This window comes from Rhodosalinus sediminis, assembly GCF_003385555.1.
GTDB lineage: Bacteria > Pseudomonadota > Alphaproteobacteria > Rhodobacterales > Rhodobacteraceae > Rhodosalinus > Rhodosalinus sediminis.
The window spans coordinates 1-22,095 of sequence record NZ_QOHR01000025.1 but is presented as its reverse complement, the minus strand read 5'-3'; the positions used below and the strand labels follow the sequence as shown (position 1 = coordinate 22,095).

The following is a 22,095-nucleotide window of genomic DNA, read 5'->3' as shown; positions in this document are numbered from 1 at the left end:
CGCTGGGTGCCCGCGCGGCGCGCGCCGCGCGGCGCCCTTGGGCGCACGTCCGGGCGACGATCCGGCGGCCGCACCGGGTTGCGCGCGAGCCGGCTCGCACCGCCCGAGGAGGCGTCCGCGCCCCGGCAGGCGAGCGGGCGGGACCGATCCGCAGAGCCAGGGGCGGACCGCGCCGGCCGGTTCGGACCACCGCAGGACATCGCCGCGCTCTTCGGCCTCCCGCTCTTGGGCGCGCACCGACGGCACCGCGTAGCGCCCCCGCAGAAGCCTCCCCGCTGCGCCGGACCACGCGCGACGGCGCGGCCGGGTGTCCGCGCGGCGCGCGCCGCGCGGCGCCCTTGGGCGCGCGTCCGGGCGACGATCCGGCGGTCGCGCCTGCCGCAGCGTCGTCAAGCGGCTTGCGGCCGGCTCGGGGCCTGCGAAGATGGGCGGCGTCATGCGCCTTCTTCTCTCCTTCGCCGCCCTCTTCCTCTCGGTCGTCTTCCTGCAGCTCTCCTCGGGCGCGGTCGCGCCGCTCGACGCGCTCTCGGGGCTCGATCTCGGCTTCACGACGCAGCAGATCGGCCTTCTGGGCTCGGCGCATTTCGTGGGCTTCTTCATCGGCTGCTGGTGGGCGCCCCGGCTGATGGGCAGCGTCGGGCACTCGCGCGCCTTCGCCGCCTTCACCGCGATGGGGGCGGTGGGGATCCTGATGCACATGCTGATCCTCGACCCCTACGCCTGGGCCGCGATGCGAGTGGCACAGGGGCTCTGCATCGCGGGCTCCTTCACGGTGATCGAGGCCTGGCTCCAGGCCAAGGTCACCAACGCCACGCGGGGCCGGACGATGGGCACCTACCGGGTCGCCGACATGGGCGCCTCGCTCGCCGCGCAGTTGATGATCGGCGTGCTCGAGCCCGCCTCCTACGTCTCCTACAACATCCTCGCGCTCTTCTGTTGCGCGGCGCTCCTGCCGCTGACGCTCACCACCGTGCGCCCGCCCGAGACGCCGGAGGCGCCGCGGCTGCGGCCGGGCCTCGCGCTGGCCATCTCGCCGCTCGCGGTGGCGGGCGTGCTGGTCGCCGCGGTCTCGAGCGCGGCCTTCCGCATGGTCGGGCCGGTCTACGGCAGCCAGGTCGGGCTCGCGGCCGACCAGATCGCCTTCTTCCTCGCGGCCTTCGTGGGCGGCGGCGCGCTCGCGCAGTATCCGGCGGGGTGGCTCGCCGACAAGCTCGACCGGCGCTGGGTGCTCATCGGCTTTTCGACGGCCGCCATCGTGAGCTGCGCGGTGACCGTCGCGGGCAGCGGGCTCGGCACCGGCGCGGTGCTGGCGATCGCGGGGCTCTTCGGGCTGACGAGCTTCCCGGTCTACTCGATCTCGGCGGCGCATGCGCACGACTTCGCGCGCTCGGACCAGCGGGTGGAGCTGTCGGCGGCGCACATGTTCTGGTTCGCCACCGGCGCGATCTTCGCGCCCTGGCTCTCCTCGGCGCTGATCGACGGCTTCGGGCCGGCGGCGCTCTTCGCGATGATCGCCGTGGCGCACGGCGGGCTCGTCGCCTTCGGGCTGATCCGGATGCGCGCGCGGCCCGCGGCCGATCGCCGGACGCCCTACGTCTGGGCGCCGCGCACGTCCTTCGTGGTGGGGCGGCTGATGGCGGCGATCCGCGAGGGCGCGAACGGCCTGCGCCGGGACGACGAGGACGGCCCGCCGGGCCGCTAGCGCGCCGCCGCGGCTTGGGTTAAGGACGCGCCGGACACGGACCCGCGAGGCGCGCATGGCACGGCATCTGATCACCTCGGCGATCCCCTACATCAACGGGGTCAAGCACCTGGGCAACCTGGTGGGCTCGCAGCTGCCCGCCGATCTCTTCGCCCGCTACATGCGCGCGCGGGGCCACGAGGTGCTCTTTCTCTGCGCCACGGACGAGCACGGCACGCCCGCCGAACTCGCCGCCGCGAAGGCGGGGCAGCCGGTCGCCGACTACTGCGCCGAGATGCACCGCGTGCAGGCCGACCTCGCCGCGGGCTTTCGACTGTCTTTCGATCACTTCGGGCGCTCCTCGTCGGAAGAGAACCGGCGGCTGACGCAGCACCTCGCCGTGACGCTCTTCGAGGCCGGGCTGATCGAGGAACGCACCGAGCGGCAGGTCTATTCCGTGGCCGACGGCCGCTTCCTGCCCGACCGCTACATCGAGGGGACCTGCCCGAACTGCGGCTACGAGAAGGCCCGCGGCGACCAGTGCGAGAACTGCACCAAGCAGCTCGACCCCACGGACCTGATCGACCCGCGCAGCGCGATCTCGGGGGCGACCGATCTCGAGGTGCGGGAGACGAAGCACCTCTACCTGCTGCAATCGAAGTTGCGGGACCGGCTGGCGGCCTGGATCGACGAACAGGCGGACTGGCCGGTGCTCACCACCTCGATCGCGAAGAAATGGCTCTTCGACGGCGACGGGCTGCAGGACCGCGGCATCACCCGCGACCTCGACTGGGGCATCCCGGCGCAGTTCGAGGGCGCGCCGTGGTCCGGCATGGAGGGCAAGGTCTTCTACGTCTGGTTCGACGCGCCGATCGAATACATCGCCTGCGCCGCCGAATGGGCCGCGGCGCAGGGGCTCGCCGACGCCGACTGGGAACGCTGGTGGCGCACCGGGCGCGGGGCGGGCGACGTGCGCTACACGCAGTTCATGGGCAAGGACAACGTGCCCTTCCACACGCTGAGCTTCCCGGCCACGCTGATCGGCTCGGGCGAGGACTGGAAGCTCGTCGATTACATCAAGTCCTTCAATTACCTCAACTACGACGGCGGGCAGTTCTCCACGAGCCAGGGGCGCGGGGTCTTCATGGACGACGCGCTGGAGATCCTGCCGGCGGACTACTGGCGCTGGTGGCTCCTGTCGCGCGCGCCGGAGAGCCAGGATTCGGAGTTCACCTGGGAAGCGTTCCAGACCGACGTGAACAAGGACCTCGCCGACGTGCTCGGCAACTTCGTCAGCCGCGTGACGAAGTTCTGCCGCTCGAAGTTCGGCGAGGCGGTGCCCGAGGGCGGCGCGTGGGGCGAGCGCGAGCGGCAGTTGATCGCCGACCTCTCCGAGGGGCTGGCGCGCTACGAGGCGGCGATGGACGCCATCGCGATCCGCCGCGCCGCGCAGGAGCTGCGCGCGCTCTGGGTCTTGGGCAACGAATACCTGCAGGAAGCCGCGCCCTGGGCCGCCTACAAGGAGGACCCGGACCGCGCCGCGGCGGTCATCCGCCTCGCGCTGAACCTGATCCGGGTCTACGCGGTGCTCTCGCAGCCCTTCATCCCCGACGCCGCCGCCACGATGCGCCGTGCGCTCGGCACCGAGGACGCGAACTGGCCCGGGGATATGGAAGCGGCGCTCGGCGCGCTGGCGCCCGGCCACGCCTTCGAGGTGCCGGACGTCCTCTTCCGCAAGATCACCGAGGAGGAGCGCGACACCTGGCAGGCGCGCTTCGCCGGCGGACGGGGCTGAGGCGTGCTCGGTCGCGCCCGGGCGGGCGCGCCTCGCTGAGGACCGCGGCGCGGATGGCCGGGGGCCTGGCCCGATGGGGGCGACCCGGGCAAGGCGGCGGGATAGGCCCGCCGTCGCGCGCTGACGCCGGGACGGGGCCTCTCCCGCTTCGCACCGAGGCGCGGCCCCGGTCGGTGCGCGCCCGGTGGCGGGACCTGGGGGCGGGACACGGTCCATCCTGCCACCTTCCGCCTGCGCTGAGCGCGCAACGGGTCTTCCTGTTCCGAGCGGGCCGTTGCACCGACCGCGTGCGGCTTTGCCGAGCGCGCGGGGGTGTTCCTGCACCGTGGCCCGCCCCTGCTCAGGCCGCCTGCGGCTGCGCCCCGCGCCGCCGCGCGCTCAGTCGTCCTGCCCGGCGAACCGGTGCCGTCCCCTGCCGGCGGCCTTCGAGGCGTAGAGCGCCCGGTCCGCATCCGCGAGCATGCGCTCGGCCTCGGGGCGGGTGTAGCGCCAGGAGAGCGCGCTGCCCGCGCTCGCGGAGATGCGCGTCTCGCGCCCGGCCACCTCCACCGGCGTCTCGATCCGGCGGATGATGCGGGTGGCGACGCGCGCCACCTCCGCCTGCCCCCCGGGATCGCGCAGGACGAGCACGAACTCGTCGCCGCCGATACGCGCAGCGGTGTCGGAGCCGCGCGTGGCCTCGACCAGCTCGCGCGCGACGTGTTGCAGCACCTGATCGCCCGCGGCGTGGCCCATCGTGTCGTTCACCGCCTTGAACCAGTCGAGATCGATCTGCATCAGCGCGAAACGGGCGCCGCGCACGACGAGCCGCTCGAGGATGTGCCCGAGCGCGCGGCGGTTCTTGAGGCCGGTGAGCGTGTCGGTGAAGGCTTGCTCCTCCGCCGCGATCTTCGCGCCCTGAAGCCGCAGGTTGAGCTGGCGCGACGCCTCCATCGCGGCGGATTTCGCCTCCACGAGATAGAGCATCTCCACGGCGAGGTCGGTGGCCGCGAAATCGGCGTTCGTCAGCGCATAGTCGCGCACCGCCTCGACGATGGAGATGCCGAAGGAGAGGTTCAGGATCGCGCCGTCGCCGCCCGGCGCCGGGACGACGACGCCCTTGAGCTTGGTGCGCGGGGCGTCGCGCAGGCGCAGGTGCAGGCACTGCCCGGCATGGGCGAGCAGCGCCGCCATGCCCCTGACATGGCGCGGGCGCGTGACCTCGAACACCTCGAAGGCGTCGGCGTCGGCCAGATCGCGGCCGGGCCGCAGCTTCGACAGCGTCGGCCCGGCGTGGGCGATCCGGCCCTCCGGATCGAGGATCGCGTGCAGCGGGCAGAGCACGTCGAGGATATGCGGGCAGGCCTCCATCCCGCTCAGTCGGACCCGCCGAGCACAAAGCGCCGCCCCTCGGCGTAGGCGCTTTCGACGAGCGTGATCTCGAGCGCGTCGGACCCGGGCCCTGCGCGGCGCAGCTCCGTATAGACGAGCGCGCCATAATCGTCGGCCATCGCGCGCAGCACGCCGAGCAGCATCGGACCGAAGCCGTCATGCTCCCCCGAAACGGTGAGCGTGTAGCGGCCCGGCGCATGCTCCGACAGCTCGAGCGCCGGCAGCGCGAGATCCGAGACGGCGAGGCGCGCGCGCTCGGGCAGGTCGTCGAGCGAATGCAGGAAATCGACGAAGGTCACGCCCCCGAAGCGCAGGAGGCGGCGCACCGCCTCGGCCTGCGGATGGGAGGCGAGGTAGATGCCGATATCCTCCAAAAGCTCGTCGCGCGCCTTGCCGAGCTCGCGGACGGCGGCGTCGAGCACCCGCTGCGTGAGCTCGGGCGGATAGATCATCATCGCCTCGAAATCGGCGAAGCCGAGATCGGCGAGATGCGTCACCGCGATCCAGCGCGCGCGGCCGTAGGTATCGGCCACGAAGCCCTGGATCGCCCTGTTGATCAGCCCGTGCATGTCCCCGTCGCTCCCCTTGCGCGGGCAAGACTGCCGGGCCGGCGTTAAGAAGCCTTCAATATCTGCAATGCGCCACGTTTTGCCCCGCGCCCTCGGAGAGCCGCGCCCTGAGAACGCCGCGCCCTCAGAAATCGGTGGGCGCGCCGCCCTCGGCCTTGCGGCGGCTGACGAAGGCCTCGAGCTCCTCGCGCACGGCCGCGTCCATCGGCGGCGCCTCGAAGCTCGCGACGATCTCCTTCCAGACGCGGTTGGCGCGCTCGGCGGTCCAGACGCCGCCCGCCGCCTCCCAGGCCTCGTGGTTCGTCCAGTCCGAGAGAAACGGCTGGTAGAAGGCCGTGGCGTAGCGCGCCTGCGTGTGCCCGGTGCCGAAGAAATGCCCCTCGTGGCCCACCTCGCGCACCGCGTCGAGCGCGATGTCCTCGGGCGTGGTGGCCCAGAGCGCGGGCTCCATGTAGCGCTGGATCTGGCCCAGGAGTTCGCAGTCCATGACGAACTTCTCCGGGCTCGCGATCAGCCCGCCCTCGAGCCAGCCGGCGGCGTGATAGACCATGTTGGCCCCCGCCTGCACCGCCGACCAGAGGCTGTTGGAGGTCTCCCACATCGCCTGCCCGTCGGGGACGTTGGCCGCGCAGACGCCGGAGGCGCGCATCGGCAGCCCGTAGAAGCGCGCGAGCTGCCCGGTCATCTGCGTCGCGCGCATGTATTCCGGCGTGCCGAAGGCGGGCGCGCCGGTCTTCATGTCCACGTTGGAGGTGAAGGTGCCGATGGCGACGCAGGCGCCGGGCCGGATCGCCTGCGCCAGCACCACCGCCGAGAGCGCCTCGGCGAGGCTCTGCGCGACCGCGCCAGCCATGGTCACCGGCGCCATGGCCCCCGCAAGGGTGAAGGGCGTCACGACGAGGCCCTGGTTGCGCGCGGCGAGCCGCATCCAGCCGTCGAGCATCGGGTAGTCGTGCTTGAGCGGCGAGGTCGAGTTGATGTTGGTGTACATCTTCGGCCCGCTTTCGAAGGCCTCGTCCGAGACGCCGCTCGCGATGCGCACCATCTCCATCGCGTCGTCGATCCGCTCGGCGCCCAGCGAATAGGCGTGCGTCACCTTGTCGGTAAGCGTGAGCTTGTCGTAGAGCACGTCGAGATGGCGCACCGACGGGTGCAGGTCCACCGGCTCCACCGGATAGCCGCCGGTGAAGTGGATGCACTCGAAATACTGCGTGAGCTTCAGGAGCGTGCGGCACTGCGCGCGTGTGCCCGGCTGCTTCCGGCCGAGCTCCATGTCCCAGTAGTTCGGCGGCGAGGAGACGTTGCCGAAGAGGATGTGCCGACCGCCCACGGTGATCCGGCGGTCGGGATTGCGCGGCGTGATGTCCCACTGCGCCGGGCACTGCGCGAGCGCCTCCATGACCATCGCGCGGTCCATGCGCACGACCTCGCCCTCGGTCTCGCAGCCCGCGCGGCGCAGGATCGCCACGGCCTCGGGGTGCAGGAAGGCGACGCCCACCTCCTCGAGGATGCGCATGGCGCCGTCGTGGATCGCCTGCACGCCCTCGGCGTCGAGCGGCTCCACGGGGCGGTCGGGGTTCACCGGCAGCCGCCAGGGCGCCTGTTCGATCGCGGCGTGCCCGCGGCGCGCGGCGGCGCCGGCGCGCCCGCCGCCCCGGCGGCGGCGCGGCGCGGGGGTGTCTTCGCTGCGTTTCGGGTCCTGCATCCGGTGCTCCTGTCGCGCTTCCGGGCCATCCAACGCGGGCCGGGACCCCGCCCGCGTGTCTGGATGCGACACCGCGCGTCGCAAACGGACCGGCGCGCGCCGCGACGCCGCCCGTCAGGGCGAAGGAGCGGGCCTCATCGGCCCTCGCGGGCCTCTTCGGCCGACGCCCCCGTCAGCCAGTCCGGCAGGTGGCCGATGTCGGGCAGCACCGCGTCGGCATGGGGCGCGAGATCGGCGGCCTCCGCCGGGCCGGTGAGCACGCCGACGACCTGCATCCCCGCCGCGCGCCCGGCGGCGAGATCGTGCAGGCTGTCGCCCACCATCACCACCTCCGCCGGCGACAGACCGGTCGCCGCGGCGAAGGCACGGAGAGGCCCCGGATCGGGCTTCGCGCCGTGGCCGCTGTCGGCGCCGGCGACGAAGTCGAAGACCTCCGCGATCCCCGCGGTCAGGAGATGCGCCTCCGCCGAGAGCGCCGCGTCGTTCGTCATCACGCCGAGGCGCAGCCCCATCCCCCTGAGCCGCGCCATCAGCGGCGCCAGCGGCACCGCGGGCGCGAGCGGCGCCTCGGCCGCGCGCGCGGCGAGCCACGGCTCGATCGCATCCGCCGAGGCATCCGGCAGCGCGGCGGCGACGAGCTCGGCCACCTGGCGGTTGCTGCCGGCGATCACGGGGCTGTCGCGGCGAAAGCGACGCCGCCCGAGGTCGTAGCCGAGCGCCTCGCCCAGCGCGGCGGCGCGCGCCGGCACGCCCTCCGCGAGTTCGGCGATCGTCTCGGCGGCGAAGGCCGACCACGTCGCCTCGAAGCCGAAGAGCGTGCCGTCCTTGTCGAAGAGCACCCCGCGGGCGCGCACCCCGGTCATGTCCAGTGCACCTGCACGCCGCCCGGCAGCGCCGCGCGCGCCCGCGCCGGCAGGTCGTAGGCGTGGCCGGCCGCGTCGCAGAACCCGGTCACCCAGGCGTCGTCCTGCATCAGGAAATCGAGCGCCGTGGCGAGCACCTCGGGCGTGTCCGCGGCCGCGCGCAGGTCGTCCACCCCGATCCCGGTGCTCCCCATGAAGACGTCGAGCAGGCCGCCCGCGCCCGCGATCCACGCGAGCGCCTCCGCCGCCACCGTCTCGGCCTGTTCCCGTGCCAGCGCCATCGCCCGGTCTCCCGCAAGGTTTTCTTAACCAGTTCCGTAAAGAGTGCGCCCGTGACTTGGCAAGCGGCGGAACGGCGATGACGGGGACCATCCTGATCGCGGACTCGGTGGCGACCCGGCGGATCGCGCTCCGCGCCCGGCTCGCGCCGGCGTTCCGCCGCGTGGCGCTCGCCACCGACGCGGCGGAGGCGCTGGCGGCGGCGCGCGCCGAAGCGCCCGAGGTCGTGCTCGCCGCCTCGGACCTGCCCGACATGTCGCTCGCCGATCTGCGCCGGGGGCTGGCCCGGGCGCAGGGGGCCGCCGGCGCCACCGCCCCGGCGCTCGCGATCGTGACGCCGCCGGAGGACCGCGCGGCGCGCCTCGCGGCGCTCGCCGCCGGGGCGGACGACGCCATGCCGGCGGCGACGCCGGTCGCGCTGATGCTCGCGCGGCTCCGCCGCCTCCTGCGCGAGCGCGAGGACGCCGCGGAACTCCAGCTGCACGAGGCGACGCGCCGCGCGCTCGGCTTCGCGGAGCCCGCGCCCGCCTTCGCGCCGCCGGCCCGCGTGGCGCTGCTCGCCGCGGACGCCGGGACCGCGGCCGCGCGCGCGGCCGCGCTGTCGGAGACCTCAGGCACACGCGTGCGCCCGCTCGACCGGCAGGCCGCGCTCGCGCTCCCGCCGGAGGCCCGGCTGGACGCCGTGGTGCTCGCCGCCGACCGAGGGGCGGCGGCGGGGGCGGCGCTCGTGCCGGCGCTGCGCGCGCAGGGGGCGACGCGGACCGCCGCGCTTCTCGTGCAGACCGCCGGCGCCCGCGCGGAGGCGGCCGCGGCGCAGGCGCTCGACCTCGGCGCGCAGGACGCGCTCGCCGGCCCTTTCGACGCCGAGGAACTCGCGCTGCGCCTCGAGGCGCGCCTCGCCGCGAAGCGGCGCGCCGACCGTCTGCGGGCCGACCTGCGCGAGGGGCTCGACGCCGCGGTGACCGATCCGCTCACCGGGCTCCACAACCGCCGCTTCGCCATGCCCGAGCTCGCGCGCCTCGCAGCGGAGGCCGCGCGGGAGGACCGGCCGCTCAGCCTCCTGCTCGTCGATCTCGACCACTTCAAGGCGGTCAACGACGCGCACGGCCACGCCGCCGGCGACCGCGTCCTCGCGGAGGTGGCGGGGCGGCTGCGCGCCGCGCTCGGGGGCGCGGGCGTCGCCGCGCGCATCGGGGGCGAGGAGTTTCTCGTCGCGCTTCCGGCGACCGACGCGGCCGGGGCCGAACGGGTGGCGCAGCGGCTCTGCGCCGGCGTCGCCGCCGGGCCGGTGCTGTCCGTGGCCGGGGCCGAGGTGAGCGTCACCGTCTCCGTCGGGGTGGCGACCCTGCCCGCGACCGCCGCGACGGAGGAGGCCGCGACGCATGCCGCCGACGCGCTCTTCGCGCAGGCCGACGCGGCGCTCTACGGCGCCAAAGCGCATGGCCGCAACCGCGTGAGCGCGCACCGCCCGGCGGCGTGAGGCGGGCCGCCCGCGCCTCGGCACGGAGGGGACGGCGGCTCCGGCACCGCGCTAGCGTCGCCGCGTTCCGAGGCCGGCCGCGCGCTGGATGCGAGGCGCCAGTGGCTGCACATCGCCCGGGCGTCGCCGCGTGCTGGCGCCGGGCGCGCGGGTTGCAAAGCACCAGTCGGCGGACACCACCGGCGTCGCCGCCTGCCCGGACCGACCGCGCGCGACGCAAGGCGCGAGTCGCAAGACCGCGTCCCGGCGCCGCCGCATGCCGGCGCCGGGCGCGCGCGTGGGCCGAGCGGCGCGCGCAACGCCACCGGCTTGCCGCGCGTGGCGCGCCCGCACGCGGCCCGCGCCGCGATGGCGCGCGCCATCGGCTCGGCTCACGGGTCGTCACGCACCCGCGCGCCGCAGCACCACAGCGCAACCCGGCCGCCCGTCGCGCGGCGCCCTGTCGCGCTGCGGGGGCCGAAGCCCCTACGGCCACGGGCACCGGGACGGGGCGGACGGACAGGGGGCGGGCCCACGTCGCGCGAGGGGCGCGACCGGAGCCACAGCGCGGCGGCCTCCCCCCGCCGGGTGCGACGACCCGCATCGGGCCGCGGGGCCGCCGCCCTGTTTTCCCGGCGTCGCGTGCGCGGTAGCGAGGGCGGCATAAGATGTGTCGCCGACTCGCGACATGCCGCCGCACGGACAGCCTGTCACCTTCCAATGCGCGCGACATGACGCAGTCTGGCGCCCACAGGAGAGGGAAGACCATGGCTCACGACACGACCGCCGCGCCCGAGCGGCCGATCTGGCAGGCGCTGCGCCGGGGGTGGCGGCGGCGCTGCCCCGGCTGCGGGCAGGGGCCGCTGCTGACCGGCTACCTGACCGTGCGGGCCGCCTGCCCCGTCTGCCGCGAGGAGCTGCACCACCACCGCGCGGACGACGGGCCGGCCTACCTGACGATGCTCATCGTGGGCCACCTGATGGCGCCGCTCCTGCTTTACGCCTTCATGCGCTGGCGGCCCGAGCCGCTCGTGCTCTTCTCGATCTTCGCGGTTGGCTGCGTCGCCCTCTCGCTGTATCTCTTGCCGCGGTTGAAGGGCGCGATCGTGGCGTTCCAGTGGTCGCGCTTCATGCACGGGTTCGGCGACGGAGCGTGAGCCGCACCCCCCGTGCGGGAGGGGCCATGCAGAGCGACGACCCGGCGGGCGAGGACAAGACGCGCGTGCGCGACGCGGCGACGGTGATCGTGCTGCGCGACCGCGCCACCGCGCCCAAGATCCTGATGGGCCAGCGCGGGGCCGCCGCCGCCTTCATGCCGAACAAGGTGGTCTTTCCGGGCGGCGCGGTCGATCCGGCCGACGCCGAGGTGCCGCTCGCCGCGCCGCCCGGAGAGACCTGCCGCGCCCGGCTGGCGGAGGGCGCGCCGCCCCGGCTGGTGAACGCGCTCGCCGCCGCGGCGGTGCGCGAGCTCTGGGAGGAGACGGGCCTCGTCCTCGGACGTCCCGGCGCCTGGCCCGGCACGCCGCCCGCGGACTGGGCGCGCTTCGCGGCGACGGGGCATCTGCCCTCGGCCGAGGGGCTGACCTTCGTCTTTCGCGCGATCACGCCGCCGGGGCGGCCGCGCCGCTTCGACGCGCGCTTCTTCCTCGTGGACGCGGAGCGGATCGCGGGCGATCCGGACGACTTCAGCGGCGCGGAGGAGGAGCTGAGCCACCTGCGGTGGATCCCGCTCGACCGGGTGCGCGAGGCGGACCTGCCCTTCATCACCGAGGTGGTCCTCGCCGAGGTCGCGGCGCGGGTCGCCCATCCGGGCCCGCCGCCCTCGGTGCCGTTCTTCCGCAATTCCGACGAGGAGAGCCTCTTCCTGCGGCTGCACGGCCGGCCGATGCCGGAGTGAGCGCGGGCTCAACGCCGGGGCCGGAGGGGATGCGGCACAGGGTCCTTGGCGCGCGTCAGGTAGCGGGCGAAGATGTCGCGGTAACTGCGGTAGACGTAGCCCTCGTTGCAGGCGGCGAAGCGGTCGCGGTGGGCGCGGTAGAGCGCCGGCAGGCGATACCACGCCACCTTCGGGTGCATGTGGTGGACGACGTGCAGGTTGTTGTTCAGAAAGAGAAAGGCGAGCGGGCCGCGGTCCTCGATGATGACGGTGCGGGCGCGCGCCTTTTCGTGCGCGCGATGCTCGAGGAAGGTGCGGATCTTCAGGAGCGAGAGCCCCAGATAGGTGGCGAGCGCGAAGGCCCACCACGCCATCGCGCCGATCCAGCCGACCCAGGCGAGCACGAGGGCCACCGCCGGGACGTGCAGCGCCCAGCCGGCGGCCACCCGCCGGTCGCCCGCCCGGATCGCGCGCCAGTCCCGCGCCATGAAGGCCGCCTGTCCGATCACGGGGCCGAGGAGGAGCCGCCCGGCGAGCGTGTTGTTCGCCGCGAGCAGCCCGCGCCGCACGGGGCCGAGCCGGTCCCAGACCGCCGGGTCGAGGTAATTGCTCTCCGGGTCGTCGTAGGGGTCGGTGAGCACCGCGTCGCGGTGATGGGCGAGATGGGTGTCCTTGAAGCGCAGGTAGGGCACCGTGACCGAGAGCGCCGGAAAGACCAGCGCGGCGTTGGCCACGGGGCTGCGGAAGGGATGGCCGTGCAGCGCCTCGTGCGTGAGCGAGGCGTGCAGCGCCGCGCCCAGCGCGGTGAGCGCGACGCCGAGCGGCAGCCAGAGCGCCGCGGCGAGCGTCGTGCCGAGCCCCCAGAGCCCGTAGGCGAGCGCGGCGACGCCCAGCGTCGGCCACTCCACCCCCGCGGCGTGCCGGTCATCCATGCCGGCGGCCCCAGGGGATGTGCACCCAGAGGCGTTCGTAGATCACGTAGCAGACGAGACCGACCGCGCTGTTGACCGCGGCGAGGGCGCCGCCCACGGCCGCGGACCCGGTGAGCGCGAGGCCGACGAGCGTCATGCTGACGAGACCGATCAGCTGCCACAGAACGGCTTTGACCAGCGAGCGCGCTCGCGTCTCCATGCGATCCTCCTTTTCGTTGGTGTGCGCAGATTGGATAGGCCGGGCGTCGCGCGTTCGGAATTCGGAATATGATTAACAAGGCTCCGCAATGGTGATATATGTCACCCAATGACCGATATGATCGACAAACGTGACCGCGCCGAACAGTTCCGCGCCCGCCTGCGGCAGGGGATGGAGCGCGCAGGGATGAGCCAGAGCGCGCTCGCCCGCGCGATCGGGGTGGATCGCTCGACGATCTCGCAACTGCTCTCGGATCGCGGCGCGCGCCTGCCCAACGCGCAGGTCGTCGGCGCCTGCGCGGCGGCGCTCCGGGTCTCGGCGGACTGGCTTCTGTCGCTTTCCGACCGGCCCGAGAGCGCGGCGGAGGTGCTCGCCAACTCCATGACGCTGACGGAGGCGCCGCGCGCCCTCGTCGACGAACAGATCTTCGCGTGGCACAAGGAGGCGCAGGGCTACAAGGTGCGCCACGTGCCCGCGGGGCTGCCCGACATGCTCAAGACGCAGGCGATGCTCGAGTGGGAATACGCGCCCCATCTCGGGCGCACCTCGGCGCAGGCGATCGGCGCGGCGCAGGACCGCCTCGCCTGGATGCGCGGCGCGCAGTCCGACTACGAGATGGCGATGCCGCTCTACGAGATCGACAGCTTCGCCGCCGCCACCGGCTACTACGAGGGGCTGCCCGCCGCGGTCCGGCGCGAGCAAATCGACCGCTTCCTCGAGCTCAACGCGCAGCTCTACCCGCGGCTCAGGATCTTCCTCTTCGACGCGCGGCGGGTCTATTCGGCGCCGGTGACGGTCTTCGGGCCGATGCTCGCCGTGCTCTACGTCGGGCGCAACTATCTCGCCTTCCGCGACAGCGCGCGGGTGCAGGCCTTCGTGCAGCACTTCGACTGGCTCGTGCGCGAGGCCGCCGTCTCGGACCGGGAGTTTCCCGACTACATCCGCGCCCTCCGGTCGCAGCTGGCCTGAGCGCGGGCGTTTGCCAAACCGCGCCGCAGCGGCTATCGCTCCGGGCCGCAGCGCAGACGAGGGACGGCAGCGAATGGCGCGGATGATCGGGGTGATCGGCGGCTCGGGCCTCTACGAGGTGGAGGGGCTCGAGGGCGCGGCGTGGCGCGAGGTGGAGACGCCCTGGGGCGCGCCCTCGGACGCGATCCTGACGGGGCGACTCGACGGGGTCGACATCGCCTTCCTGCCGCGCCACGGACGCGGGCATCCGCTCGATCCGGCCTCCATCCCCTACCGCGCCAACATCGCGGCGCTGAAGACGCTCGGCGTGACCGACGTGATCTCGGTCTCGGCCGTCGGCTCCTTCCGCGAGGCGATGGCGCCGGGCGATTTCGTGGTGGTCGATCAGTTCATCGACCGCACCGCCACCCGCGCGGCGAGCTTCTTCGGACCGGGCTGCGTGGCGCATGTGAGCCTCGCGCATCCGACCTGCGCGCGCCTCGCCGACGCAGCGGAGGCCGCCGCCTCGGCCGCGGGCGCGACGGTGCACCGGGGCGGCACCTATCTCGCCATGGAGGGGCCGCAGTTCTCCACCCTCGCCGAAAGCCGGATGTACCGCGAGGTCTGGGGCGCCGACGTGATCGGCATGACCAACATGCCGGAGGCGCGCCTCGCCCGCGAGGCGGAGCTCTGCTACGTCACCGTCGCCATGGTGACCGACTACGACAGCTGGCATCCCGACCACGGCGAGGTGGAGATCACGCAGATCCTCGCCACCGCGGGGGCCAACGCCGACAAGGCGCGCGCGATGATCCGCGCCCTTCCGGGGCTCCTCTCGGGGCCGGAGGCGCCCTGCCCCGGGGGCTGCGACCGCGCGCTCGAACACGCCATCCTGACGGCCCCCGCGGCGCGCGATCCGCAGATGGTCGACCGACTGAAGACGATCGCGGGGAGGGTTCTGTGACCGACCGACCGACCGAGGACGTGCGCGACTACATCCGCACCATCGTGGATTTCCCGCACGAGGGGATCCTCTTCCGCGACGTGACGACGCTCTTCGCCGATCCGCGCGGCTTCCGCATGGCGGTGGACCGGATGCTGACGCCCTACCTCGGCGGCCGCATCGACAAGGTCGCGGGCCTCGAGGCGCGGGGCTTCATCCTCGGCGGCGCGGTGGCGCACCAGCTCGGCTGCGGCTTCGTGCCGATCCGCAAGAAGGGCAAGCTGCCGGCGGCGACGATCAGCGAATCCTATCAGCTCGAGTACGGCGAGGCGGTCGTGGAGGTGCACGACGACGCGATCGAGCCGGGCGAGACGGTGCTGATCGTGGACGACCTGCTGGCCACCGGCGGCACGGCCGAGGCCGGCGTGCGCCTGATGCAGCGCCTCGGCGCGACGATCCTGGGCTGCGCCTTCATCGTGGAACTTCCGGAGCTCGGCGGGCGGGTCAAGCTCGAGACGCTGGGCATCGACGTGCGCGCGCTCTGCGCCTTCGAGGGGCTGTGAGGCCTGGCGGGCGTTAAATCTCTCTCAAGATTTCCATGACACGACTGGTGCATCCGCAACGTCGCACCGGAGCGCGTCCGGACGCGACCGGGACGAAGGAGCCCGCGATGCCACGGATCGAGCGACTGGACGGCGGCGCGATGGGCCGGGCCGTGCCCTACGCGGCGCCCAGACGACGACGCGACCCGCCGCGCGACGCACCCGGCCCGGCCATAGGGGCCGCCCTCGCCTCGGTGCCCGCCGCGCTGCTCGCCCTCGTGGCGGCGCTGTTCGCGGGTCACGGCCTGCTCGCGGCGCTCGGGCTGGCGGCACTGGCGCAGATCGCGGTCTTCGCGGCCGGCATGATCTGGGCGATCCTCGTCGTCCGGACCTGACGGGCGCCGCCCCGGCGCTCGCCCGCCGACAGGGGCTCCCGCCCGGCACGGCTTGCGAGGCGCCAACCGTTGCCCGGCGCGACGGGCTGGCTACGGGTGCAGCGGGTCCGCGCACAGGCCGTGCGCCGCCGCGCTGTGCGTCGCCCGCGCGCCGACCGGAGGTCGTGCCCTACCGCGCCCGAAGGGCCGCAAGTATCCCCCGCCGAACGATCCAGCACCCTACCGCGCCGGCCGCACACCGGTCGACCCCACGCCGCACCTCAGCGCGCCGTTCGCACGCCCTGCTGCATCGCACCGGTCGCTGCCGCGTCTCTCCGCGCGCACCGGACCTCACCGCGCGAAGGGCTGGCGACGACCACCCTGCGCGGCACAGCGCCTCGCCGCACCGCGCCGACCGACCCCGAGGCGCCCGGGCGCGCCCTCATGCCGGAGCGCGGCGACCGGCACATCGCCCCACCGGGCGCCCCGCCGCCTCAGAGCGGGAGGTCGCGGGCCGTGTCGGCGGCGAGCACGCGAAGCCGGCGCACGCCCCGGAGTTCCAGGTCGTCGAGGTGCACGGCCGCAGTCACCGTCCGCGTGCGCTCGGGGCCGACCGGCGTGCTCTGGCGCGGCAGCCGCCGCTCGAACCGGAAGACGCGCACGTCGGACTCCCCGGTCTCGACCGGCGTGAGGCGCACGTCGTAGGGGCCCTGTCGCTCCGCGACGCCGGTGGCGCGCAGCACCACCCCGCCCGGCAGGCGCTCCAGCGCGACCTCCGCCACCCGCGCGATCGCGGCGCCGTCATAGGTCGCCTCCGGCCGGGCGAAGGCCCCGCGCTCGGGGATCAGCGGATTGCCGCCCGCCGCCTCCGCCGGGGCCGCGGCGGGGGCCGGCGCCGCGGCGCCGAACCAGTTCACCGGGTTGAGCCGCGAGTCGCGCACGCCCGCGCAGCCCGAAAGCAGCACCGCCGCCGCGAGAAGCCCCGTCACCGTTCCGCGCATGGCCCGTCCCCCTGTCCCGGTTCCCCGTCGGTTACCGCATCGGCCCCGGCTTGAAAAGCGCCGAGCCGGGTCTGGACCCCGCCCGCGCCTGCACCTACCTCTGGCACGGAGAGACCAGAAGGAGCAGCGCACAATGGCGACCCAAGCCTTCGAGGAAATCGTGGAGGACTTCGAATTCCTCGACGACTGGGAGGACCGGTACCGCCTCGTCATCGAGGAGGGCAAGGCGATGGCGCCCCTCGACGACGCGCTGAAGGTGCCAGCGACGAAGGTCGAGGGCTGCGCGAGCCAGGTCTGGCTGCATCCGCGCGTCGAGGCGGGGCGCTTCCATTTCGAGGGCGACAGCGACGCGATGATCGTCCGCGGCCTGATCGCGCTCCTGCACCGGCTGTACGACGGGCTGCCGGTCGAGGAGGTGCCGCGCGTGGACGCGAAGGCGGAACTCGAGCGGCTCGCGCTGAACGACCACCTCTCGGCGCAGCGCTCCAATGGCCTGCGCGCGATGATCGAGCGGATTCGCGATTACGCGACGCAGGCCCGCGCGAGCGCCTGACGCCGCCATCGGGCGAGGCGTCGGTCAGGCGCCCCCGGCCCCCACGGCCCCGCGCGCCATCCGCTGGTGGATCGCCACCACGTCGTCGAGGCTGAGGCGGCCGCCCTCGCGGTACCACGTGGTCACGCCGTTCAGCATGGCGATGAGCCCCACCGCCGCGATCTTGGGGTCCGGCACCGCGAAGGCCCCCGCCGCGGCGCCGTCGCGCAGGATCGCCTCGGGCCAGGCCTCGTAATCGCGCCGCAGCCCCTCGATCGCGCGGAAGTTGTCCGGCGCGAGGTTGCGCAGCTCCATGTAGGCGATGAAGACCGCGTCCGGCCGCGCGAGGTGAAAGCGGATGTGGAAGTCCACGAAGCGGTCGAGCCGCGCCTCCGGCGTCGCGTCGGCCGGCAGCGCGCCGACCGCGTCGAGCAACTCGTGCAGGTGATCGGCCATCAGCGAAAAGAGGAGCGTCTGCTTGTCCGGCGTGTGCGTGTAGAGCGCGCCGGCCTGCACGCCGACCTCCGCCGCGATCCGGCGCATCGAGACGGCGGCGTAGCCGTGGCGCGCGAAGAGCCGCAGCGCCGCCGCGCGCATCCTGCGGTCCGTCTCGGCCGCGTCCTGTCCCCGGCGTTTCGCCATGGCGCGACAATTTCCTGAACGCGCGTTCAGATCAAGCCGCCCGCTGGACGGCGGCCGCGCGCTGGGGCACCTTCGCGCCATGCGTGGTCTCGCCGTCCTCCTGCTGCTCGCCGCCTGCACGCCCGCGCCCGACCCGGCGGGCGTGCCCGAGGCGACGGGCGTGCCCGAGCCAACGGGCGCCTTCCCGCCGCTCCTGCCGCTCGAGGCGGTGCTCGGCCCCGGGGCGCCGCCGCGCGCCGACGCAGAGGAGGCCGCGCGGCTCGCCGCGCGGGCGGAGGCGCTGCGCGCGCGGGCCGCCGCGCTGCGCGCCGCCCCGTAAAACGGGCAGCGAGAGGGGAAGTGCGCTGAGCCGGGGGCGGGGCGCGCGTTGCACGCCCGCGCGGTTCGGGCTAGAGCGCGCGCACCCGCTAGACAGTCGAGGAGCGCGCACATGTCTGATCCCCTTCGCCTCGGCATCGCCGGGCTCGGCACGGTGGGCGCGGGCGTCGTCAAGATCGTGCGCCGCAAGGCGGAGCTGATCGCGGCGCGCGCGGGCCGCCCGGTGACGATCTCGGCCGTCTCGGCGCGCACCCGCGACAAGGACCGGGGCGTGCCGCTAGACGCCTACGACTGGGAAGACGACCCGGTCGCGCTCGCCCGGCGCGACGACGTCGACGTCCTCGTGGAGCTCATGGGCGGCGCGGACGGTTCGGCGAAGGCCGCGACCGAGGCGGCGCTCGCCGCCGGCAAGGACGTGGTCACCGCGAACAAGGCGATGCTCGCCCTGCACGGCCCCGACCTCGCCCAGGCGGCCGAGAGCCGGGGCCGCGTGCTGCGCTTCGAGGCGGCTGTCGCCGGCGGCATCCCGGTCGTCAAGGCGCTGACCGAGGGGCTCGCCGGCAACGAGATCGACCGCGTGCTCGGCGTGATGAACGGCACCTGCAACTACATCCTCACCCGGATGGAGAGCGCGGGCCTCGAGTACGAGACGGTCTTCGACGAGGCGAACCAGCTCGGCTTCCTCGAGGCCGACCCGACGCTCGACGTGGGCGGGATCGACGCGGGCCACAAGCTCGCCCTGCTCGCCTCCATCGCCTACGGCGTGCGCGTGCCCTTCGATCAGGTGGAGCTCGAGGGGATCGGGCGCATCTCCATCGACGACATCCGCCGCGCGCGCGATCTCGGCTTCCGGATCAAGCTCCTCGGCGTCGCGCAGATGACCGGCCGCGGGCTCGAGGCGCGGATGTCGCCCTGCCTCGTGCGCGCCGACACGCCGCTCGGCCAGCTCGAGGGGCCGACGAACATGTGCGTGCTGGAAGGCGACGCCTCGGGCCAGATCGTGCTGCGCGGCGCCGGCGCCGGCGAGGGCCCGACGGCGAGCGCGGTGATGTCGGACGTGATCGACGTGGCGCGCGGCACGCGGCTTTCGACCTTCGGCGTGCCGGCCGCCGCCCTCGGCGAGGTGCGGCTGGCGCGCTCGGCGACGCCGGCGCCCTATTACCTGCGCATGGAGCTGATGGACCGGCCCGGCGCGCTGGCGAAGATCGCCACGGTGCTCGGCGAGGCCGGCATCTCCATCGACCGGATGCGCCAGTACCGCCATGAGGCCGACACCGCGCCGGTGCTGATCGTCACCCACGCCTGCGCGCGCGACGCGCTGGACACGGCGCTCGCGGCGATGCCGGCGACCGGCGTGGTGGCGACCGAGCCGGTGGCGCTGCGCATCGAGAGCGTCTGAGCCGGGCGCGGCCCAAGCGCTTTGCAAACCGCTTGGGCAAGGCGCTTGCAAGCGCCTTGCGCGGCGCCCCTTTTCCTCCGGCATCGCCTGGGGAATAGTGCGGCCATGATCCGCGCCCCTGTCCCGTTCCATGTCTGAGACCGCCCCGCGCAATGGCCTGCTGGTCGCGGAGGCGGCGAACGCCCTCGTCGCCTTCCTCTTCGCGGCCTCCGCCCCGGTGGCGATCATCCTCGCCGCCGGGGCGCGCGGCGGGCTTACACAGGCCGATCTCGCCTCCTGGCTCTTCGCCGCCTTCGCGCTCAACGGCGCGCTGACCATCGCGATGTCGGCCGCCTTCCGCCAGCCGCTCGCCTTCTTCTGGACGATCCCGGGCACCGTGCTCGTGGGCGCCGCGCTCGAGACCCTCTCGCTCGGCGAGGTGGTGGGCGCCTACCTCGCGGCGGGGCTTCTCCTGATCATCCTCGGCCTCACCGGCTGGGTGAAGGCCGCGATGGACCGGCTGCCGATGCCGATCGTGATGGGCATGGTCGCGGGCGTCTTTCTCGAGTTCGGGCTGGACTGGATCCGCGCCTTCGCCGCCGATGCGGCGCTCGTCGGGGCGATGACGGCGACCTTCGTCGCGCTCTCGGTCGCGCCGGCGGTGCAGCGGGTCGTGCCGCCGATGATCGGCGTTCTGATCGCGGGGCTCGCGGTGCTGATCCTGCAGGGCGAGACCCCGACCCTCGGCGCCGCCGACCGCCTCCTCGCCGCGCCGCAGCTCTACCGGCCGGAGATCAGCCTCGCCGCCATGGCGGAGCTCGTCGTGCCGCTCGCCGTGACGGTGATCGCGGCGCAGAACGCGCAAGGCATCGTCATCCTGCGCACGGCCGGCCACGCCCCGCCCGTGAACGCGATCACGACCGCCTGCGGCGCAGCCTCCATGGTGACGGGGCCGCTCGGCTGCGTCTCCACCTGCCTCACGGGGCCGTCGAACGCGATCCTCGTCTCCTCCGGGCCGGTCGAGCGGCACTGGATCGCGGCGGTCTGTCTCGGCCTGCTCGCCATCGCCTTCGGCGTCTTCGCGCCCGCGGTCACCCATCTGCTGCTGGCCACGCCGACGGCCTTCATGGCGACGCTCGCGGGGCTCGCGCTGCTGCGGACGCTGCTCGCGGCGTTCCAGACCTCCTTCGGCGGGCGCTTCGGCCTCGGCGCGATGATCGCCTTCCTGGTGACGGTGGCGGGCCTGCCCGTCGCCAACATCGGCGCGCCCTTCTGGGGGCTCGTCTTTGGCCTCGCCACGAGCCTCCTGCTCGAGCGCGGGGATTTCCGCGCATGACGCCCCGCCGCGCCCGAGATACGCGCCGGGCCACCGGGCGGGACCTGTCGCTGCCGGCATGGCTCCGGCGGGGTCTGCACCTTCTGCCGCTCTGCGCCGCGCTCCTCCTCGCCGCCTGCGCCCCGCCGCCCGAAGGCGGCCCTCGGCCCGGCGCGCCCAAGGAGGTCGCCCGCCTCGCCGACGCGATCGCCGCCCTCGGGCCGGAGGTCGACCCGGCCGAGGCCGCCCGCGCGGCGCGCATCGCCTACCGCCACACCCACCGGCTGGCGCAGGACTACGAGATCACCGATCCGCCGCTCGTCCACAACACCAAGGTCAACCTCGGGCTCAAGCCGCGCGGCCTCTGCTGGCACTGGGCCGAGGACATGGAGGCGCGGCTCGAGGCGGAAGGCTTCACGACGCTCGCGCTGCACCGCGCCATCGCCAACGCGGACAATCCGTTCCGCATCGAGCATTCGACGGCGATCATCTCGGCGCGGGGCGCGACGATGCACGACGGGATCGTGCTCGACCCCTGGCGCCGGGGCGGGGTGCTGTTCTGGGGCCACACGCGGAGGGACACGGATTACGACTGGCGCCCGCGCGGCATCGTGCTCGCGGAGAAACGGCGGCGCGCGCAGTCCACGGCCTTCGCGCCGCAACGGCCCTGAACGGCGGCGCCCTGCGCCGCGCCCGATCCGTCGCTCGGCTGCCCCCACAGCCCGTAGAGGGCGCATGCGGAGCGCGCCCCGTCCGCACTCCGGGGCGGGGCGTCTTCCAAGGCCTCGCATGCCTCGACCGCGAGTTCACGCGACAGGACACCGAACAGCTCCCGGAGGCGCTTCGTCTGGAGATCCGGGTCTGACCGACATCAGGCCCCCCGCGAAGATTTTCCGCCGCGGCAGGGCTTGCACCACCGGCGCGGTGGCGCTATCCACCAAGCCACCGCTGGGGTGTAGCCAAGTGGTAAGGCAGCGGTTTTTGGTACCGTGTATCGTAGGTTCGAATCCTACCACCCCAGCCAGATACTGTTTTCCCATACTTATCAATGCCTTACGCGCCCTTCGGGCGTCATGATGGTACAGGAAAAAGGTACAGGTTTCTGGCACCGAACCTTGCCGACGACCGTTCGCGACCGCCCGCGAGTCAGGGCGACCGAGGCACAGCTCAGCACCATGCGGCTTGAGCTTGACGCGTCTCGCCCGTATCCCCCGAAAAGCATTCATTCTCCGTGGCCTGGGTGGTCCCGGGCGTGTCACAGTCTGAGCTTTCCTCGCTCATCTGGTCCGTCGCCGGTCTTCTACGGGGCGACTACCGGCAGTCCGAGCACGGACGCGTCATCCTTCCTGTGAACCGGCATGGAAAAAGGACCC

General features: G+C 73.8%; 23 protein-coding genes and 1 tRNA gene. 15 read left to right on the top strand and 9 right to left on the bottom strand.

Annotated elements, in window-relative coordinates:
- Positions 1–436: 436 nt before the first annotated feature.
- Together DRV84_RS13375 and metG are read left to right on the top strand one after the other, a co-directional pair.
- A complete protein-coding gene (locus tag DRV84_RS13375) occupies positions 437–1,702 on the top strand; it encodes an MFS transporter (protein WP_115981579.1) in 1,266 nt (421 codons plus the stop codon).
- A 55-nt stretch (positions 1,703–1,757) separates the two neighbouring features.
- The gene (gene metG / locus DRV84_RS13370) at positions 1,758–3,476 is read left to right on the top strand and encodes a methionine--tRNA ligase (protein WP_115981563.1); all 1,719 of its coding nucleotides are present in this window, start codon (positions 1,758–1,760) and stop codon (positions 3,474–3,476) included.
- A 378-nt stretch (positions 3,477–3,854) separates the two neighbouring features.
- Here metG and DRV84_RS13365 read toward each other — a convergent pair whose 3' ends face one another.
- The 5 genes from DRV84_RS13365 to DRV84_RS13345 all read right to left on the bottom strand — a co-directional run bounded on the left by DRV84_RS13365 (position 3,855) and on the right by DRV84_RS13345 (position 8,265).
- Positions 3,855–4,826 (bottom strand): GGDEF domain-containing protein, encoded by a 972-nt coding sequence (locus tag DRV84_RS13365; RefSeq protein ID WP_115981561.1) that lies wholly within the window; start codon positions 4,824–4,826, stop codon positions 3,855–3,857.
- 5 nt (positions 4,827–4,831) lie between these two features.
- Entirely contained in the window at positions 4,832–5,416 is a 585-nt protein-coding gene (locus DRV84_RS13360) for a heme NO-binding domain-containing protein (protein ID WP_115981559.1), read from the bottom strand.
- Positions 5,417–5,540: 124 nt separating this feature from the next.
- Positions 5,541–7,121, bottom strand: a complete 1,581-nt coding sequence (locus DRV84_RS13355; RefSeq protein WP_115981557.1) for a trimethylamine methyltransferase family protein — start codon at positions 7,119–7,121, stop codon at positions 5,541–5,543.
- Positions 7,122–7,255: 134 nt separating this feature from the next.
- The gene (locus DRV84_RS13350) at positions 7,256–7,984 is read right to left on the bottom strand and encodes an HAD family hydrolase (protein ID WP_115981555.1); all 729 of its coding nucleotides are present in this window, start codon (positions 7,982–7,984) and stop codon (positions 7,256–7,258) included.
- Positions 7,981–8,265: a DUF3572 domain-containing protein gene (locus tag DRV84_RS13345; RefSeq protein WP_115981553.1), complete on the bottom strand. Its 285-nt coding sequence runs from the start codon at positions 8,263–8,265 to the stop codon at positions 7,981–7,983. Before DRV84_RS13345 ends, DRV84_RS13350 begins: the two co-directional genes overlap by 4 nt.
- Before the next feature lie 77 nt (positions 8,266–8,342).
- Between DRV84_RS13345 and DRV84_RS13340 the strand changes: the two genes are divergently transcribed.
- The 3 genes from DRV84_RS13340 to DRV84_RS13330 all read left to right on the top strand — a co-directional run bounded on the left by DRV84_RS13340 (position 8,343) and on the right by DRV84_RS13330 (position 11,619).
- Positions 8,343–9,743, top strand: coding sequence for a GGDEF domain-containing protein (locus DRV84_RS13340; RefSeq protein ID WP_115981551.1), 1,401 nt, complete (start codon positions 8,343–8,345; stop codon positions 9,741–9,743).
- 746 nt (positions 9,744–10,489) lie between these two features.
- Positions 10,490–10,879 (top strand): DUF983 domain-containing protein, encoded by a 390-nt coding sequence (locus DRV84_RS13335; protein WP_115981549.1) that lies wholly within the window; start codon positions 10,490–10,492, stop codon positions 10,877–10,879.
- A 26-nt stretch (positions 10,880–10,905) separates the two neighbouring features.
- On the top strand, positions 10,906–11,619 hold the full coding sequence (locus DRV84_RS13330) for an NUDIX hydrolase (RefSeq protein WP_115981547.1): 714 nt from the start codon (positions 10,906–10,908) through the stop codon (positions 11,617–11,619).
- Positions 11,620–11,627: 8 nt separating this feature from the next.
- Here the strand turns inward: DRV84_RS13330 and DRV84_RS13325 are convergent, their stop codons facing one another.
- Positions 11,628–12,530, bottom strand: a complete 903-nt coding sequence (locus DRV84_RS13325) for a fatty acid desaturase (protein ID WP_115981544.1) — start codon at positions 12,528–12,530, stop codon at positions 11,628–11,630.
- Complete coding sequence (locus DRV84_RS13320) at positions 12,523–12,729, bottom strand: DUF2061 domain-containing protein (RefSeq protein WP_115981542.1); 207 nt, start codon at positions 12,727–12,729, stop codon at positions 12,523–12,525. Before DRV84_RS13320 ends, DRV84_RS13325 begins: the two co-directional genes overlap by 8 nt.
- A gap of 108 nt (positions 12,730–12,837) precedes the next feature.
- Between DRV84_RS13320 and DRV84_RS13315 the strand changes: the two genes are divergently transcribed.
- The 4 genes from DRV84_RS13315 (at position 12,838) to DRV84_RS13300 (ending at position 15,557) form a co-directional block, all read left to right on the top strand.
- Positions 12,838–13,698: a helix-turn-helix domain-containing protein gene (locus DRV84_RS13315; RefSeq protein ID WP_115981539.1), complete on the top strand. Its 861-nt coding sequence runs from the start codon at positions 12,838–12,840 to the stop codon at positions 13,696–13,698.
- Between the two features lie 73 nt (positions 13,699–13,771).
- Entirely contained in the window at positions 13,772–14,641 is an 870-nt protein-coding gene (locus tag DRV84_RS13310) for an S-methyl-5'-thioadenosine phosphorylase (protein ID WP_115981537.1), read from the top strand.
- Positions 14,638–15,183 carry an adenine phosphoribosyltransferase gene (locus tag DRV84_RS13305; RefSeq protein ID WP_239995075.1) on the top strand — a complete coding sequence of 182 codons (546 nt, stop codon included), beginning with the start codon at positions 14,638–14,640 and terminating at the stop codon, positions 15,181–15,183. Before DRV84_RS13310 ends, DRV84_RS13305 begins: the two co-directional genes overlap by 4 nt.
- A 107-nt stretch (positions 15,184–15,290) precedes the next feature.
- Positions 15,291–15,557 carry a hypothetical protein gene (locus DRV84_RS13300; protein ID WP_115981534.1) on the top strand — a complete coding sequence of 89 codons (267 nt, stop codon included), beginning with the start codon at positions 15,291–15,293 and terminating at the stop codon, positions 15,555–15,557.
- Between the two features lie 473 nt (positions 15,558–16,030).
- On the opposite strand, the gene DRV84_RS13295 is transcribed toward DRV84_RS13300, so the two are convergent.
- Positions 16,031–16,537, bottom strand: a complete 507-nt coding sequence (locus DRV84_RS13295) for a hypothetical protein (RefSeq protein ID WP_115981532.1) — start codon at positions 16,535–16,537, stop codon at positions 16,031–16,033.
- A 133-nt stretch (positions 16,538–16,670) separates the two neighbouring features.
- Between DRV84_RS13295 and DRV84_RS13290 the strand changes: the two genes are divergently transcribed.
- Positions 16,671–17,090: a SufE family protein gene (locus tag DRV84_RS13290; protein WP_115981530.1), complete on the top strand. Its 420-nt coding sequence runs from the start codon at positions 16,671–16,673 to the stop codon at positions 17,088–17,090.
- A 24-nt stretch (positions 17,091–17,114) separates the two neighbouring features.
- On the opposite strand, the gene DRV84_RS13285 is transcribed toward DRV84_RS13290, so the two are convergent.
- Positions 17,115–17,711, bottom strand: coding sequence for a TetR/AcrR family transcriptional regulator (locus DRV84_RS13285; RefSeq protein WP_115981528.1), 597 nt, complete (start codon positions 17,709–17,711; stop codon positions 17,115–17,117).
- 79 nt (positions 17,712–17,790) lie between these two features.
- Between DRV84_RS13285 and DRV84_RS13280 the strand changes: the two genes are divergently transcribed.
- The 5 genes from DRV84_RS13280 (at position 17,791) to DRV84_RS13260 (ending at position 21,746) form a co-directional block, all read left to right on the top strand.
- On the top strand, positions 17,791–18,030 hold the full coding sequence (locus tag DRV84_RS13280) for a hypothetical protein (RefSeq protein WP_115981526.1): 240 nt from the start codon (positions 17,791–17,793) through the stop codon (positions 18,028–18,030).
- 111 nt (positions 18,031–18,141) lie between these two features.
- Positions 18,142–19,428: a homoserine dehydrogenase gene (locus tag DRV84_RS13275; RefSeq protein ID WP_115981524.1), complete on the top strand. Its 1,287-nt coding sequence runs from the start codon at positions 18,142–18,144 to the stop codon at positions 19,426–19,428.
- Between the two features lie 130 nt (positions 19,429–19,558).
- Entirely contained in the window at positions 19,559–20,743 is a 1,185-nt protein-coding gene (locus DRV84_RS13270; protein WP_115981522.1) for a benzoate/H(+) symporter BenE family transporter, read from the top strand.
- Entirely contained in the window at positions 20,740–21,393 is a 654-nt protein-coding gene (locus tag DRV84_RS13265) for a hypothetical protein (protein ID WP_239995074.1), read from the top strand. Before DRV84_RS13270 ends, DRV84_RS13265 begins: the two co-directional genes overlap by 4 nt.
- A gap of 278 nt (positions 21,394–21,671) precedes the next feature.
- Positions 21,672–21,746: transfer RNA gene (locus DRV84_RS13260), tRNA-Gln, on the top strand.
- Positions 21,747–22,095 lie beyond the last annotated feature (349 nt).